Raw genomic sequence first — 13,641 nt, 5'->3', positions numbered from 1 at the left:
CGGCTTTTGCCGTTTTTAATATTTGCTTACAGAAAGGCCCAGCTTTTTTAACAATTCAATTACTGAATCTTTTTCATCATCATTCAGGCTATCCATAAGTTCATGGATCAATGCGCTATGTTCTGGAAAAATTTCTTCTATCAATTTTTTTCCATCATCAGAAATTTTCGCATATGTCACCCTGCGGTCTTTTGGGCAGGCTACTCTATTTAAGTATCCCTTTTCTTCAAGTTTATCGACTACATAAGTAATACTGCCGCTCGCCAGCAGAATCTTACCCCCAATTTGCTGCAATGGCTGTTCACCCTTGTGGTATAGAAGCTCAAGAACAGCAAATTCAGTCGGGTTGAGTCCATTTTTTTGAATAACCTTGTTTACCTTTTCATTAACAGCCCTGTATGCTCTCGACAATACAATAAATAACTTTAAAGATTTTTCTCTCTCATTGTTCATACAATTTCATTCCTTTACCTTAAACGACTAATCCATAACTAGAGTATATCTGAATTTGTTGTTTTTATCAGTATTTCCCTTAAATTTATAAGAAAAACTAATCAAATGCCTTCAGTAAGCCTTTTATCTTTATTTTTTTAACAAAGGAATGTCCTCTGTACTAAGTTTAAAATTCTCTCGATTGAGGGAAAAATACAGGCATCAACATACAACAATGAATTAGGAGTGGCTAGAATGAAAAAAGGTTTAGGAATTATTATCGGCTTGTTAGTCATTTTAGGAATTTTCATCATGATGGGTGTTGGCAGTTACAATAACTTCGTTGCCGAAGAAGAGAATGTCAATAATGCATATGCCCAGGTAGAGAACCAGCTTCAGAGAAGGCTCGATCTGATCCCAAACCTTGTCAATTCAGTCAAGGGGTATGCAGCTCATGAAAAAGAAGTCATTCAATCTATTTCAGATGCACGTGCAAGATTAGCCGGGGCGAATACACCAGAGGAACAGGCGACCGCTAATGCCGAATTGTCCAGCGCGTTAAGCCGATTGCTTGTAGTTGTTGAGAACTACCCAAACCTGAAAGCGGACAGGCAGTTCACTCAACTGATGGATGAGCTTGCAGGAACTGAGAACAGATTGGCTGTGGCAAGGAAGGATTATAATGACCAGGTATCCGTTTTTAACAGGAAAGTAAAGCAATTTCCAGGTGCCATTATTGCTAATATAACAGGTTTTGATGAGAAGGAATACTTCCAGGCGGACCCTCAGGCACAGGAAGCCCCTGAGGTTGATTTTGGAGGCTGACGATGAACCAAAGAAGATTCCCTGGCCTTGCTGCAATACTTGGCATCCTTCTATTGCTGCTTCCGGCCTGGGCAATCGCGGCACCAAATGAGATACCTGCCCCAGTTGGTGATATTTATGTCCAGGATTCCGCAAATGTTTTAAGCGAGAACGAGGAAATACAATTAAAAAACATTGGAAGATCGATCGACGACCAGACTACATCACAGATTGCGTCCTTACGGTCGAATCAATCGGTGAGTCAAGCATAGAGGAATACGCTGTCGAAGCTTATCGTAAATTTGGGCTTGGAACGGAAGAAAACAATAATGGAGTGCTGCTTGTAATAGCTATGCAGGAAAAGAAAATCAGAATCGAAGTCGGGTATGGACTTGAGGGAACTATCCCCGACGGCAAAGCTGGGCGAATCCTTGATGAATATGCGATTCCACATTTACAAAATGCCCAGCCAAACCTTGCCGTCATGAATACGTACCAAGCGCTTGCCAACGAAGTTTCAGGTACAAATGAATTCGGGAGTGCTCCGCGTGATGTCCAGCAGCAACAAGACTTGCCAATACCATCCTGGCTGCTCATCATCATCGTAATCGGCGTCGTGGTCCTCGATTTTATGTTCTTCGGAGGCACCCTTACCTACCTGTTGTTATCGATCATATCGAGAGGCGGCGGTGGCGGACCCCGTGGAGGTGGCGGCGGCTCGTCCGGAGGCGGGGGTGCAAGCCGCGGCTGGTGATAAGAAAAGTGCAAGCGACTTGGTCAGCCCCGACAACCGTTTGAACCGACATGCTATAGGTAAAATATATACTCCCATCTTATAAACAGAAACACCAGCAGCAAATTGCTCTGGTGTTTTTTATTACATATTACATAAACAAACATAATAAAAAATAAAAGCAGGTGAGAATTCATGTACCGCAATATATCCGCTACTTTTTGATTATCTCTATAATCACTGATATTGCTTTGATTGCCTATTTGAGTACGCTAATTGATGAAATTGGTTTCTTTTTATTCTTCCTGTTGGTCATTCTTCTATTGAGCGGGACCTACTTACTGTATACCGTTTATAAAAGAAACAATCGAAACCCTCAATCGATATTCACAATCGGTTTCATAAACATAATTCTCAAAATCACCCAGCTTTTTCACTTCTCTGTCCAAGCCGAAACGGTCCAGAAAATCATGTGTAATCTCCTGGGTCATCAATGAACTCACTTCTTTTTCCATACGATAATCCCCCAGGTGAAATAAACTGTATTTTCTAAATTATATCAGACCATATATTTCAATAGAAAAGCTATTTTTATCTCGTGACTTTTTTTGTAAAATGATATGTAGGAAACCGAAATAATTTTAGAAGGAGACAATCATGACCCAATCAGCTGCAACCGTCAGTGCGAAACCGCAGAATCAAAATGATACTGCGTATAAAATACTCTTCATCATCGGGTTAGTACATTTATTGAATGATTCCATCCAATCCGTCATTCCAGCAATGTTCCCAATACTTGAAAAATCAATGGGTCTTTCATTCACCCAATTAGGAATGATCGCCTTTTCTTTGAATATTGTATCTTCCATTCTTCAGCCTTTGATTGGAATGGCAACCGACAAAAAGCCCATCCCCTTTGCCCTTCCGCTCGGTTTGACCTCGACTATGTTCGGTGTTCTCGGACTCGCGTTCGCTTCGAGCTTTGAGTTTGTTATTCTTTCAGTTTTATTCATTGGACTTGGCTCAGCTGTTTTTCATCCTGAGGGTTCCCGTGTAGCCTATATGGCAGCCGGCCCGCGCAGGGGATTGGCACAATCCATTTACCAGGTCGGCGGCAATTCCGGGCAGGCACTTGCCCCTCTGATTACAGCGCTCATCCTCGTCCCGCTTGGCCAATTCGGAGCTGTTTGGTTTACGTTAGTTGCGGCAATAGCTGTTGGTCTGCTCTTATATATCGCAGCCTGGTACAGCCGAAGATTGGATTATGAAAAAATAGCCGCCAAAGCCAAACAGGCCAGCAAACAAGTAAATATGGGAATATCAAAAAATATCAAAATGGCATTTGTCCTGATTTTATTTTTGATTTTTGCCCGGTCCTGGTATATTTCAGGTATGACGAACTTCTATGCCTTTTATGCAATCGATAAATATGGCCTTTCGATTAAGGAAGCACAAATATTTCTGTTTGCGTTCCTTGTTGCAGGTGCATTCGGGACTTTTTTCGGAGGCCCTCTGGCAGACCGTTTTGGAAAGAAAAACATTATTTTTCTTTCGATGGTAGCGACTGCTCCACTGTCTGCAATCATTCCATTTATGCCATATGCCGCTGCGTTCGCCCTGTTGACGATAAGCGGATTCATCCTGATGTCGAGCTTTTCAGTTACCGTGGTTTATGCCCAGGAGCTCGTTCCGGGTAAAATCGGCACGATGGCTGGCCTGACAGTTGGTCTGGCATTCGGAATGGGCGCAATTGGATCTGTCGGCCTTGGATATCTTGCTGACTTGATTGGGCTGCCAATGATGATCATCTTTGTCGGCTTCCTTCCCTTGCTTGGTATACTGACCATGTTCCTTCCAAAAGATGAAAAACTTGCTGAATGGAGTAATTAATACAAGGCTCTTTTCGAGGATATTTCTAAACATGGTTGCGAGAATTATTTAAGAAAGCAACAAAGCCACGAAAAGAGCCTAACAAAAATATTCCATTTGCATATTTATGTTTAGACATGATCCTATTAAGGAAAAAAAGAAAGTGAAGATAAAAGAAGGGAGATCATCATGTCTAAGTTTAAGATTAATTATTTTTTTGAAAAAGATTTTAAAGTTTCACGACCAATCGAGGTAGAAAATATTTCAGAAGCCATCCAGGATGCCAAGGACCAAGAAGGCCAGATTGAATTCACTGGTGAAGATAATGTTTTTTATAGATTCGATACGAAAGACATTAAGCTTGTAACGATTACAGAAGCTTAATTTATATACAGAAAGGGTGAAGCTTTGATGGCTTCACCCTTTTTAGTTAGTATTAAATTAATTTTATACGCTCTGCCAGCTCCTGCTTTTCTTCCTCGCTGAACATATTTTCTGCCATGGGGAAAAGGATGCTTTCTTCTTTAGCGAAATGGCCCACCAAAGTGTAGTTGGCATTTTTTATCATTTGAGCATTTTCGGTCATTTTCTCATTTGTAAACCCTGTTGTGCCATCTTTTGTATTGTGGAGGAAGGTTCCAATGAAGCGTTTTGCCTGATCATGTTCATATTCCATAACCGCAATAGGTCCCATTTCCCTTCCAATATAAACAGCCATCATCTCAAACAACACGCCTTCCTCACGCTCAGAATGCGGTTCAAGCTCGGCAAGGAACTCAATGACCAGCTTTCTCAGCTTCGAGAAGTTCTCCTCCATTTGCTCCCTTTCCTCGATCTTCACTGAAATATCCAAAAGATTCGCAAGCATCACCAATAAAGGTGGATGTTCATTTTTTAATTGTTGAAGACCTGCACTTAATGTAAAACTTGAATCCTGGTTGATACCACTCATACAGCCTGTCATCCTAATCAGCCTCCTATTTGTTTTGATAGTTTTATTATAGAAAGCAATCGCATTAGGGGTTGTGATAGGCATCACAATTTCTGCCAAATTGAGAAAATGTGAAGAAAAAATGACACCTTGTTAAAATTTCTAAAAATTTTAACAATTATTCTTCAAATAATTTAAAACCTTACATATAATGAATTTATAGCTTAAAGTTAAAGGAGTGAATTTACATTGCAAAATAATTTGTATCGCGATTTTTATGAAAAGTCACTTGTGCCAGCCGGACTCAGTGACAAGAAAGCCTTCCTCGATCTCCAGCCTGACATGCTGCATACTCATTTACTGATTGGACTTCAGGGCCACCAGGAAGATGGCCGGGAATTTTACCATTGGAACGTTACGATATATAAATCAGACTCATCCGGAAACTATGATGCTGGCAAACCAGTATATACTTCAACTCTGTATGACCGTTTTGATGAAGCTGTTGAGGCAGCGCGGAATATAGAAAAAGAGATCCTTAGTGACCCGCTTCACGCAGTGCGCCAGCAAGAAAAAATTAGTTAACCCCCTCATTTATCCCTCTCTTTATGGCTCCACCTTTTTTTAAAACCATTTGTGAATAAACTTACATATGATGAATATAGCATAAATGTTTATGCCAATTACTCATAAGTACGATCCTTTTTAACCTCATCCAAGTAATTCCTGGGAAATACACCTAATTTTTTGATTTTTTCCCTCTTTTACGATACTTCCAGTCGTTTCATTCACCCTTATCTTTTCTGATACATTAATTCAGCATTATAAACGCAAAAAAGACCGACGAACAATATATGTCCGCCAGTCTCATCTTTTTAACTATTAAGCAAGCCTGAACACAATTCCGTGTCCGCCTTTAGGGTATTCCCACTTGATATTCTGGTACGGACAGCCGATCCGGCAGCTGCCACACTCATGGCAGCCTTCATAGCCAACCTGCATCCTCTTTCCTTCCCACTTATAGACTTCTGCAGGGCAGAATACGGTACAGAGTTTGTCAGGGCACTGAGTCATGCAGACGTCATGGTCCAAAACTGTCAGATGCGATTTTGTGTCACACTTAAACCTTAAAAGAAATTGTTTTTCCTCGATGTTTGTCGTTGACATTATTTCACCGCCTTCCAGGCACGATAGATGTCTTGCATTACCCTAAAGGTCCTTTTTCAGCCGTCACGCTGCGCATGATTTCCTTCTGCTTCTCTCTCTTCGGAGTTCCATCGACTGTGAAGAACTTGCTCATCGCTTTATTCATCATTGGCAGGTATTCCTTGAAGTATTGCGGGTATGTCTCAAAGGTATGTGCTGCATCCTTATACTTTTCAAGGTCCTTGATGATAAAGCTTCCGAATAATGCTTCCTTATAGCGATTCAGGCTGTTCTCACTGAAGTCACCATCTTTTTTGGCCTCAACGATTGCTTCCGCCGCCATTTGTCCTGAAGCCATCGCCATGTTTGAGCCTTCACGGTGAATGGCATTGACCAGTTGGGCAGCATCCCCTACTACAAGCACACCATTTCCGGCAACTCTCGGCACAGAATTGAATCCTCCTTCAGGAATCAAGTGGGCCAGGTATTCTGCTGACTCCCCGCCCTCAAGATAAGGACGAACCATTGGATGTTTTTTCAGGTAATCAAGCAGCTCATATGGCTTCAATTTGGCTTTGATCATGCTTGACAGTGTCGTTCCTACCCCGATGTTCAAGCTTTCTTTGTTTGTATAAAGGAAGGCTGTACCCAGGTTGCCTTTTGTTGAATCACCGAAAATCTCAATCGTAGTACCATGATTTCCTTCAAGATTGAAGCGGTCATTGATTTTGTCCTTCGGCAGATTGATTACTTCCATAACCGTCAAGGCAACTTCATCGGGACGGAATTCCCTGTGGAATCCAAGCTGCTTGGAAAGCAGGGAGTTTACTCCGTCTGCAAGAACGACGACATCTGCAAACGCCTCTCCATCAGGGCGATCAGTGCGGACGCCTATAACCTTGCCATTCTCAACGATACATTCAGTGACCACCGTTTCATTAATCAACAATGCACCTTGTTCGACAGCTTTCTGTGCAAACCACTGATCAAACTGGGCACGCAGCACTGTAAAGTTATTATATGGTTCAACTGCCCATTCGAGACCTTTGTAACCAAACTGGACAACCGATTCTTTATCCATCATCCAGAATCGCTGTTCAACCACAGGCCTTTCGAGAGGAGCATCCTTCCAAAACTCCGGAATGATGTCTTCCATTTGTTTACGGTAAAGGACTCCACCCATAACGTTCTTTGATCCGGGGTATTCCCCGCGTTCGATCAACAATACTTTTAATCCGTTTTTTGCACAGTTATAGGCACATGAAGTTCCAGCAGGGCCGGCTCCTACGACGATCACATCAAATTTTTCAGACATAGCTCATTTCCCCGCCCTTCTCTTTGCTGAGCTCTTTGAACTGCTTGATTAGTTTCGGAACAATTTCCAATGCATCGCCGACAATGCCATACGTGGCAACATCGAAAATCGGAGCGTTCGCATCCTTATTGATTGCGATGATCAGCTCAGAGTTTTTCATACCTTCCACATGCTGGATCGCTCCTGAGATACCGATCGCAAAGTAGATTTTCGGAGTGACAGTCTCACCAGTCTGACCTACTTGCTGCTCATGCTTCAGCCATCCTGCCTCAACGACATCCCTTGTTCCCCCGACACTTGCACCAATTACTTCCGCTAGCTCATGAATAAGCTGGAATCCCTGGATGTCGCCTAAACCTTTCCCGCCAGCAACGATGACATGGGCCTCTGCAAGGCTTGCTTTTTTTGTTACATCCTTCACAATTTCAAGCACTTTTGTGCGCATATCTTCTTCCCGAAGTTCTAACTCCTCTTCAATGATGACTCCCTTCCTGCCTTCATCTGGTTGAAGTGCTTTCATGACCTTAGGCCGTACTGTTGCCATTTGCGGCCTGTGTTTTTACATAGGATAGTAGCCATGATATTTCCGCCAAAAGCAGGACGGCTAGCCTCAAGCAATCTTTTCTCAACATCAACATCGAGCATCGTCGTATCAGCTGTCAAACCTGTACTTAAATCAGTTGCAACAGCACTCGCCAAGTCTTTTCCATTTGGCGTTGCTCCATAAAGGAAGATTTCCGGCTTATATTTTTCGGCCAGTGTACAGACACACTTCATATATGATTCAGTCCGATAATTCTTCAGGACCGCATGATCAACAACATATACTTGATCTGCACCAGCATAGATAACTTCATTAGCTAAAGGCATGACACCTTCTCCGAGCATCACTCCGGAAAGCGGAACTTCCAGCTTGTCTGCAAGCTTCCTTCCCTCACCTAGCAATTCCAGTGAAACACCTTCAATACTTCCTTCATTTACTTCAATGAATACCCAGACTCCCTGGTTTTCTTCCATCTGCTATTCCCCCTTTATAATTGGAATCATGAGTTGGCTGCTTTAATTTTCAATAAATCTTTTCTTTCCATTAAAATTCCCATAAGCTGTTCTACCTGAGAATCAGAGCTTCCTTCAATTCTTTTCCCGCCTTCAAGCTTTGGAGGACTGAACATCTTGCCAACAATAGTTGGAGATCCTTTTAATCCCAGCTGTGTCTTATCTACATCCTCAAGATCATTTACAGTCCAGATGACCGGCTCATATCGTGCTGCATTGATCATATTTGTAAGCGGTGCATACTCTATGTCATTAATCTCCTTTTCAACAGTCAGTAAGCAAGGGAGCTGTGACTGAATAACTTCGTATCCATCGATTTGCTTACGCTTGAGATGGACATATTTTTCTCCTTTATTAACCTCTGAAACTTCAATAACATTCGTAATTGGCGGTATATCCAGCCTGCGGGCGATGCCTGGTCCTACCTGTCCGGTATCCCCATCAATCGCATGCTTGCCGCAGATAACCAGGTCAATCGGATTATCCTTCGATATTTTTTGAAGCGCTTTGGAGAGCGCATAGCTTGTAGCCAGGGTATCTGCACCCGCAAACGCCCTGTCTGAGATCAGGTATCCCTGGTCAGCGCCTATTTCAACACTTTTCTTAATCACAGCTACAGCCTGCGGCGGCCCCATTGAAAGAACAGAAATCGTTCCGCCTGTTTTGTTCCTTATTTTGACTGCTTCCTGTACGGCGTGGCATCATAAGGGTTTAAAATTGCTGGTGCGCTCCGCCTGTCCAGAGTATTCGTATTAGGATTGATTTTGATGATCTTTGTATCGGGCACTTGCTTGACACATACGACAATGTGCATACTCTCTTTTCCCCTCCTCAAAATGAAAAACTATTAACTTGTAAGCGGTTACCATTGGCTGTTTTCGTTTGAAAACGTTTTCTATAGAAAGATGAATGAGGAAAAGACTTTTGATACCAAGAAAATCCTCCTGATTAGATGGCAAATGCCCTTTCAGAAAACGAATATAATGAAAACAGCTTCAATAAAGGCTGATGTTACATTATGATGAAATGAAATCTGTAAACACAGCCTATATAAATAAAATGCCATGTAGTACGATATATGAATCGCATTACAAGCATAGTACCAACATTTAAAAAGGCAGATAACATAGATGGAATTCAATTTGCGAAAAATGAGGTAAAACATCCATAAACATAAGTAAGCCCATTGTATAGAATGGTAATATGGTTGAAGTTAACTTGGGGTGCGTTAGCAATATGATGATAAAAACCTATCTATGTTAAAAATATATAAAATAAGCATATAAAAATATGATAAAAATCACACAAAGATATTTTCTCGTGAAATTTTGAGCAAATTGTTAAATTTTTTTAGCGTGCGGACTGGAAAGAACTTGAGGGAATTGTTCATTGAAGTCATCTTATAGAAACATTTTAGCCACCGCCAATTTCCCGGCAGTGGCTAATTTTTTCGATATGACGGAATGTTATCACGCATGAGCTAAAATATATTGTTTCTTTGTCAGCAGAATCATTTGCCTGAATAAAACTTTTGCTTTTTGCCGCTGTATTTCTGTCTCTTTGCATAAAGTTTGATATTCATAAATTAGACGGTCTAGTTCCTGGCTACGATAGATCGTTTCCTCACTCGTGTATCCAGTTTCCATTGCAGCAGCCACCATCATTTCCCTAGCGCGATCAATTTCCTTTAATAAAGCATTTTGCGATTGATACACTTCTATATCTCCTCTACTACTTTAATTCCTTAAATAAATAAAAGTTTACTTGAAGAATTATGGCAAATGCTTGTTTGATTGTAAATAGATTCGCAAAATTAGACAATATTCACAACAAAAAATTTTTTCTTCGACAATGTTTGCGGGTCATCATGATTACTGGCTGACTTTTTCCTCTTCGTAAATAGGAACCCAGCTTCAGTCGTCACGAAAATTCTTACCGCAACTACCTGGCGATCATCCTGAAGCGTGAAGTAATGACGAGTATTTTCAGGGACGGAGATCAGGTCTCCTGGATTCAGGAAAACTTCAAAAAACTCTCCGTCTTTGCCCTGGATGACAAATACTCCATGGCCGCTGACGATAAATCTTACTTCATCATCCGTGTGATGGTGTTCCTGTTTGAAATTTGCAAGCAGCTGGTCAAGATTCGGTGTATTGTCAGACAGTGAAATGACGTCCTGAGCTTTGTAGCCTCTGCGTGCGGAAATGTCTTCAATCTCAGCTTTGAAGGCTTCGAGAATCTGTTGTTTTTCATCATCAGTTAAGAGGAACTTTTCCTGAAGGTTTGCTGGCAGCTTATTGATATTCCACTTTTCATAGATAACTTCCTGATCGTTTAGAAATGCTTCTACCTGCTGCTCTTCAACAATTTTTTCCTGTGTATTTTGCTTTACGATAAATGCCATGAGAATCTCTCCCTTTTTAAAATGTCTTTAATTTGCTTAATGAGAATTTGCTCTAAGGATCCTGCTTTAAACTACCTTGAACAATTGGAATGGTTTGTGCTCGAGTAATCTTAACTGGTACCGGAATAAAAACTCAGTTGCTTCGAGAATTTTTTTAGCTTCAAATGCGTTTCTTCCCCAGACTGTGATGCCATGGTTTCGGATCAATACTGCTCCGGCGTCTCCTTTTACATGCTCTGAGAAAGCTTTAGCAAGGGTTGGAATATGCGCATAATTTGGAATAATGGGAATTTTCAGTACAGCATCGTCCTCCCAAATGTTGAAAGCTTTAATTAATTCCTGTCCCTGGAATTGCACCTCACCCCTGTCTCCATATACCTCGGAGATGACATTGTTATCAATCGTATGGACATGCAGGCTGCATCCAGCGTTTGTCTTCCTGTATACCTCTACATGAAGCAATGTTTCAGCGGAAGGCTTCAAGTGGGTTTCCTCCACCGGACGGCCGAATTGATCAACAAGCAAAAAGTCCTCATCAGTTCTTTTCCGCTTATCTTTTCCACTCGCTGTCACAAGGAATTGCACCGGGGCACTGTTCACTTTAATCGCAAGATTGCCGCTCGTTCCCATAAACCAGTCACGCTCAGCCAGTTCAGCCTTTACATCCGCCAGTTCTTCCCACTTCGATTCTAAAATGCTCATCCTTTCACCCCTATCTCAGTTTTAAGAGCTTCAATACAGTCATAAAACGTTCCATATGATATATGTCGAATCGGCCACTCGTCACATTTATCCTTCAAGTAATCTCTCGCCAGCACCAAGTCTGCTTGTTTAGCGGCTTCAAGATCGGTAACGGAGTCGCCAATGACGATTTTATAATCTCCGCTTTTTTCTAACTTTCTCATGATTGATGGTTTGCAGCAGCCGCAATCATTTGAACATTGCTCATCGCAGCTGTTCGGCCATTCAATTTTGATTGTTTTTCCAGAAAAATCAGAACTGTTACAGTAAATGCCAGCAATTGGGCCAAATTGTTGAATGATAGGTTCTATGAAAAAATCAATTCCACCGCTTACGATGTATACAGGGATTCCTTCTTCACTGGCGTAATCCAGAAATTCCTGGAAACCAGGGCGTATCCTTGCATTCTTGACGGTAAACTCAATGATTTCTTCTCTAAGGTGGACGGGAAGAAGGGAAAACATTTTCCCTACGCCTTCCCTTATGGAAATGTTGCGATCAAGCACCGCTTCCTTTATTTCGTCCCATCCTTCAGGGCCATATTCCTTCATGATCGCTATGATATTGTCCTTTTCGGTTACGGTTCCGTCGAAGTCACAAAAAATCACTGGCTGGCTCATTTCGCCACTGCCTCGGCTAAACCCCAAAGACCTATAGCAATTTTTAACTCTTCATGCTCATGTGCGCCCTCTTCAAGCGTTTTTCCTTGAAGAACTGTTTCAATTGCCTGCCTGAATGCCTTGCCGCCCCCCTGTGCTCCGCCAGGATGGCCATGTACGCCTCCACCCGCATTAATGATTGAATCTGTTCCGAAATCTTTTACAAGCAATGGGACCATTCCTGGATGGATACCTGCTGACGGAACCGGGAATGTCCTTTTGAATTGATCCTCAGCAGTCAGTGCTGCGGCTATTGATATTGCCTGCTGCTTTTCGAGCGCCACGCTTCCATAAGGTGACGGGAACAGCGAGAAGTCTGCTCCGGCATAGCGGAGTAATTTTCCCAAAAGCAAGGAATGTGAAAAACCATATTCATCAGCCGATGTCAACGCACCGCTTACTGCAGGGTGAGCCATGATTGGAATGCCGATTTCGTCATCTTCCCTTAGTTCCTGCAGTACATCCAAACCGTAGGCGAACACATTGAACAACAGGGCGTCGGCTCCAAGCTCAGCCGCTTTTTTTGCTTTATCACTAAGCTGTGTGGTTCTTCCTGTCAGATTGGCAGCATATAAGGTTCTGTGACCAGTAGATTCATAGACTTCATCGAGAACCTGTTTCCCAAGAGTGATTCTCTTTTCAAAAGGAGTAAGTTCATTTTCAAACAGGATTTCATCATCCTTGATTAGATCAACTCCTCCAAGGCTTTGTTCTTTTAGCTGCTCTAACAGAAACTCCATGTCCCTTCCAATTACACCTTTAAAGATGCTCATAAGCAATGGCCGGTCGTAGACGCCAAGCTTTTCCCTTATTCCTTCAATTCCAAAACGCGGACCCGGGAATTCCTTCTTTAATTCTTCTCCAAAGTCAAGGTCTACCAGCTTTACCTTGCCATCAAGCGATAGTTTTCCAAATACCGTTGTGAGAATTGCTGGCAGGTCCGGCGAGAAATTGATGGCAGGATAAGCAATTTTGATTGTTGCCACTGTTTCTGAATTGCTATCAATGCTTGAGCCTTCTACAGAAACAACTCTGCCCTTATGTTTTTTTAACTGCTTTTGATCCAGTTCAGGCAAGTCCGTCCAGGATCCTACTGTCAATCCAAGCGCGATCCCCTCTGCCTTTTTCTCTGGGTTATTTTTGGCATCATGGACTATATATGTCGCTGTAATTTCACTCATGAAGATCAAATCCTTTCAGTTAGAAAAGCGCAAGCGCCTTGTCCAGCCCCGACAAGCGTTGCCCGCCTAAAACGCCACGTCCTGTGGCTGGCGGGTCTAGCACATCGTGTGCCTCGGAGGGCCGACCAGTGAAGTCGTTCTTTGACTTCATTGGGCGGTCCGAAATCGAAAAGTATAGCCGACTGTCCAGAAACAAAGAAACTGGAGACTCCGACAAAGAAGCGCTTTTTGCTTCTGCCGGCGGAGTTGAAGTTTCAGAGTTTCTAGGAGGCGACACTAGACAAACGATCAAGGGGCTAGGCGCTGGAGCTAGACACTAATCAAAGTGTAAAAAGTTTATGCTTTCTTATAAAGGAACAAAAAGCGCAAG

The 13,641-nt window shown here is 42.3% G+C and carries 15 protein-coding genes and 4 pseudogenes; 7 read left to right on the top strand and 12 right to left on the bottom strand.

Features of this window, described 5'->3' with window-relative positions; genetic code table 11:
- Positions 1-15 precede the first annotated feature (15 nt).
- Positions 16-453 carry a MarR family winged helix-turn-helix transcriptional regulator gene (locus JCM21738_RS18415; protein WP_023615114.1) on the bottom strand — a complete coding sequence of 146 codons (438 nt, stop codon included), beginning with the start codon at positions 451-453 and terminating at the stop codon, positions 16-18.
- Between the two features lie 234 nt (positions 454-687).
- Between JCM21738_RS18415 and JCM21738_RS18410 the strand changes: the two genes are divergently transcribed.
- The 3 genes from JCM21738_RS18410 to JCM21738_RS18405 are packed head-to-tail and all read left to right on the top strand — an operon-like array spanning position 688 to position 1,990.
- The gene (locus JCM21738_RS18410) at positions 688-1,257 is read left to right on the top strand and encodes a LemA family protein (RefSeq protein ID WP_023615115.1); all 570 of its coding nucleotides are present in this window, start codon (positions 688-690) and stop codon (positions 1,255-1,257) included.
- Positions 1,258-1,259: 2 nt separating this feature from the next.
- Complete coding sequence (locus JCM21738_RS27520; RefSeq protein ID WP_369385778.1) at positions 1,260-1,508, top strand: hypothetical protein; 249 nt, start codon at positions 1,260-1,262, stop codon at positions 1,506-1,508.
- Positions 1,421-1,990, top strand: coding sequence for a TPM domain-containing protein (locus JCM21738_RS18405; RefSeq protein ID WP_369385779.1), 570 nt, complete (start codon positions 1,421-1,423; stop codon positions 1,988-1,990). Before JCM21738_RS27520 ends, JCM21738_RS18405 begins: the two co-directional genes overlap by 88 nt.
- A gap of 317 nt (positions 1,991-2,307) precedes the next feature.
- Here JCM21738_RS18405 and JCM21738_RS24500 read toward each other — a convergent pair whose 3' ends face one another.
- The gene (locus JCM21738_RS24500) at positions 2,308-2,484 is read right to left on the bottom strand and encodes a hypothetical protein (RefSeq protein WP_023615117.1); all 177 of its coding nucleotides are present in this window, start codon (positions 2,482-2,484) and stop codon (positions 2,308-2,310) included.
- A gap of 142 nt (positions 2,485-2,626) precedes the next feature.
- Between JCM21738_RS24500 and JCM21738_RS18400 the strand changes: the two genes are divergently transcribed.
- Positions 2,627-3,859, top strand: a complete 1,233-nt coding sequence (locus JCM21738_RS18400) for an MFS transporter (RefSeq protein WP_023615118.1) — start codon at positions 2,627-2,629, stop codon at positions 3,857-3,859.
- Between the two features lie 168 nt (positions 3,860-4,027).
- Positions 4,028-4,222 (top strand): hypothetical protein, encoded by a 195-nt coding sequence (locus JCM21738_RS18395; protein ID WP_023615119.1) that lies wholly within the window; start codon positions 4,028-4,030, stop codon positions 4,220-4,222.
- 52 nt (positions 4,223-4,274) lie between these two features.
- Here the strand turns inward: JCM21738_RS18395 and JCM21738_RS18390 are convergent, their stop codons facing one another.
- A complete protein-coding gene (locus JCM21738_RS18390) occupies positions 4,275-4,802 on the bottom strand; it encodes a hemerythrin domain-containing protein (protein ID WP_023615120.1) in 528 nt (175 codons plus the stop codon).
- 216 nt (positions 4,803-5,018) lie between these two features.
- Between JCM21738_RS18390 and JCM21738_RS18385 the strand changes: the two genes are divergently transcribed.
- Positions 5,019-5,354 carry a hypothetical protein gene (locus JCM21738_RS18385; RefSeq protein WP_023615121.1) on the top strand — a complete coding sequence of 112 codons (336 nt, stop codon included), beginning with the start codon at positions 5,019-5,021 and terminating at the stop codon, positions 5,352-5,354.
- 297 nt (positions 5,355-5,651) lie between these two features.
- Here JCM21738_RS18385 and JCM21738_RS18380 read toward each other — a convergent pair whose 3' ends face one another.
- The 9 genes and pseudogenes from JCM21738_RS18380 to mtnW all read right to left on the bottom strand — a co-directional run bounded on the left by JCM21738_RS18380 (position 5,652) and on the right by mtnW (position 13,271).
- A complete protein-coding gene (locus JCM21738_RS18380) occupies positions 5,652-5,936 on the bottom strand; it encodes a ferredoxin family protein (protein WP_023615122.1) in 285 nt (94 codons plus the stop codon).
- Positions 5,936-7,230 (bottom strand): annotated as a pseudogene (locus JCM21738_RS18375) (FAD-dependent oxidoreductase). The gene JCM21738_RS18380 and the pseudogene JCM21738_RS18375 overlap by 1 nt, the downstream one beginning before the upstream one ends.
- Positions 7,223-8,247 (bottom strand): annotated as a pseudogene (locus JCM21738_RS18370) (electron transfer flavoprotein subunit alpha/FixB family protein). The pseudogenes JCM21738_RS18375 and JCM21738_RS18370 overlap by 8 nt, the downstream one beginning before the upstream one ends.
- Positions 8,248-8,273: 26 nt before the next feature.
- A pseudogene (locus tag JCM21738_RS18365) lies at positions 8,274-9,100 on the bottom strand (electron transfer flavoprotein subunit beta/FixA family protein).
- 655 nt (positions 9,101-9,755) lie between these two features.
- Positions 9,756-10,001, bottom strand: a complete 246-nt coding sequence (locus JCM21738_RS18360; protein ID WP_023615126.1) for an aspartyl-phosphate phosphatase Spo0E family protein — start codon at positions 9,999-10,001, stop codon at positions 9,756-9,758.
- 156 nt (positions 10,002-10,157) lie between these two features.
- Positions 10,158-10,690, bottom strand: a pseudogene (locus tag JCM21738_RS18355) (1,2-dihydroxy-3-keto-5-methylthiopentene dioxygenase).
- A gap of 66 nt (positions 10,691-10,756) precedes the next feature.
- Positions 10,757-11,392 (bottom strand): methylthioribulose 1-phosphate dehydratase, encoded by a 636-nt coding sequence (locus JCM21738_RS18350; RefSeq protein WP_023615128.1) that lies wholly within the window; start codon positions 11,390-11,392, stop codon positions 10,757-10,759.
- Positions 11,389-12,051 carry a 2-hydroxy-3-keto-5-methylthiopentenyl-1-phosphate phosphatase gene (locus tag JCM21738_RS18345; RefSeq protein ID WP_023615129.1) on the bottom strand — a complete coding sequence of 221 codons (663 nt, stop codon included), beginning with the start codon at positions 12,049-12,051 and terminating at the stop codon, positions 11,389-11,391. The genes JCM21738_RS18350 and JCM21738_RS18345 overlap by 4 nt, the downstream gene beginning before the upstream one ends.
- The gene (mtnW, locus tag JCM21738_RS18340; protein ID WP_023615130.1) at positions 12,048-13,271 is read right to left on the bottom strand and encodes a 2,3-diketo-5-methylthiopentyl-1-phosphate enolase; all 1,224 of its coding nucleotides are present in this window, start codon (positions 13,269-13,271) and stop codon (positions 12,048-12,050) included. The genes JCM21738_RS18345 and mtnW overlap by 4 nt, the downstream gene beginning before the upstream one ends.
- 128 nt (positions 13,272-13,399) lie before the next feature.
- Between mtnW and JCM21738_RS18335 the strand changes: the two genes are divergently transcribed.
- On the top strand, positions 13,400-13,591 hold the full coding sequence (locus JCM21738_RS18335; RefSeq protein WP_023615131.1) for a hypothetical protein: 192 nt from the start codon (positions 13,400-13,402) through the stop codon (positions 13,589-13,591).
- The last annotated feature ends 50 nt before the right edge of the window (positions 13,592-13,641 follow it).

The organism is Mesobacillus boroniphilus JCM 21738, from assembly GCF_000517385.1.
Classification (GTDB): domain Bacteria; phylum Bacillota; class Bacilli; order Bacillales; family Cytobacillaceae; genus Mesobacillus; species Mesobacillus boroniphilus.
The sequence above is the reverse complement of the archived record's forward strand: the minus strand, read 5'-3'. Positions and strand labels throughout refer to the sequence as shown.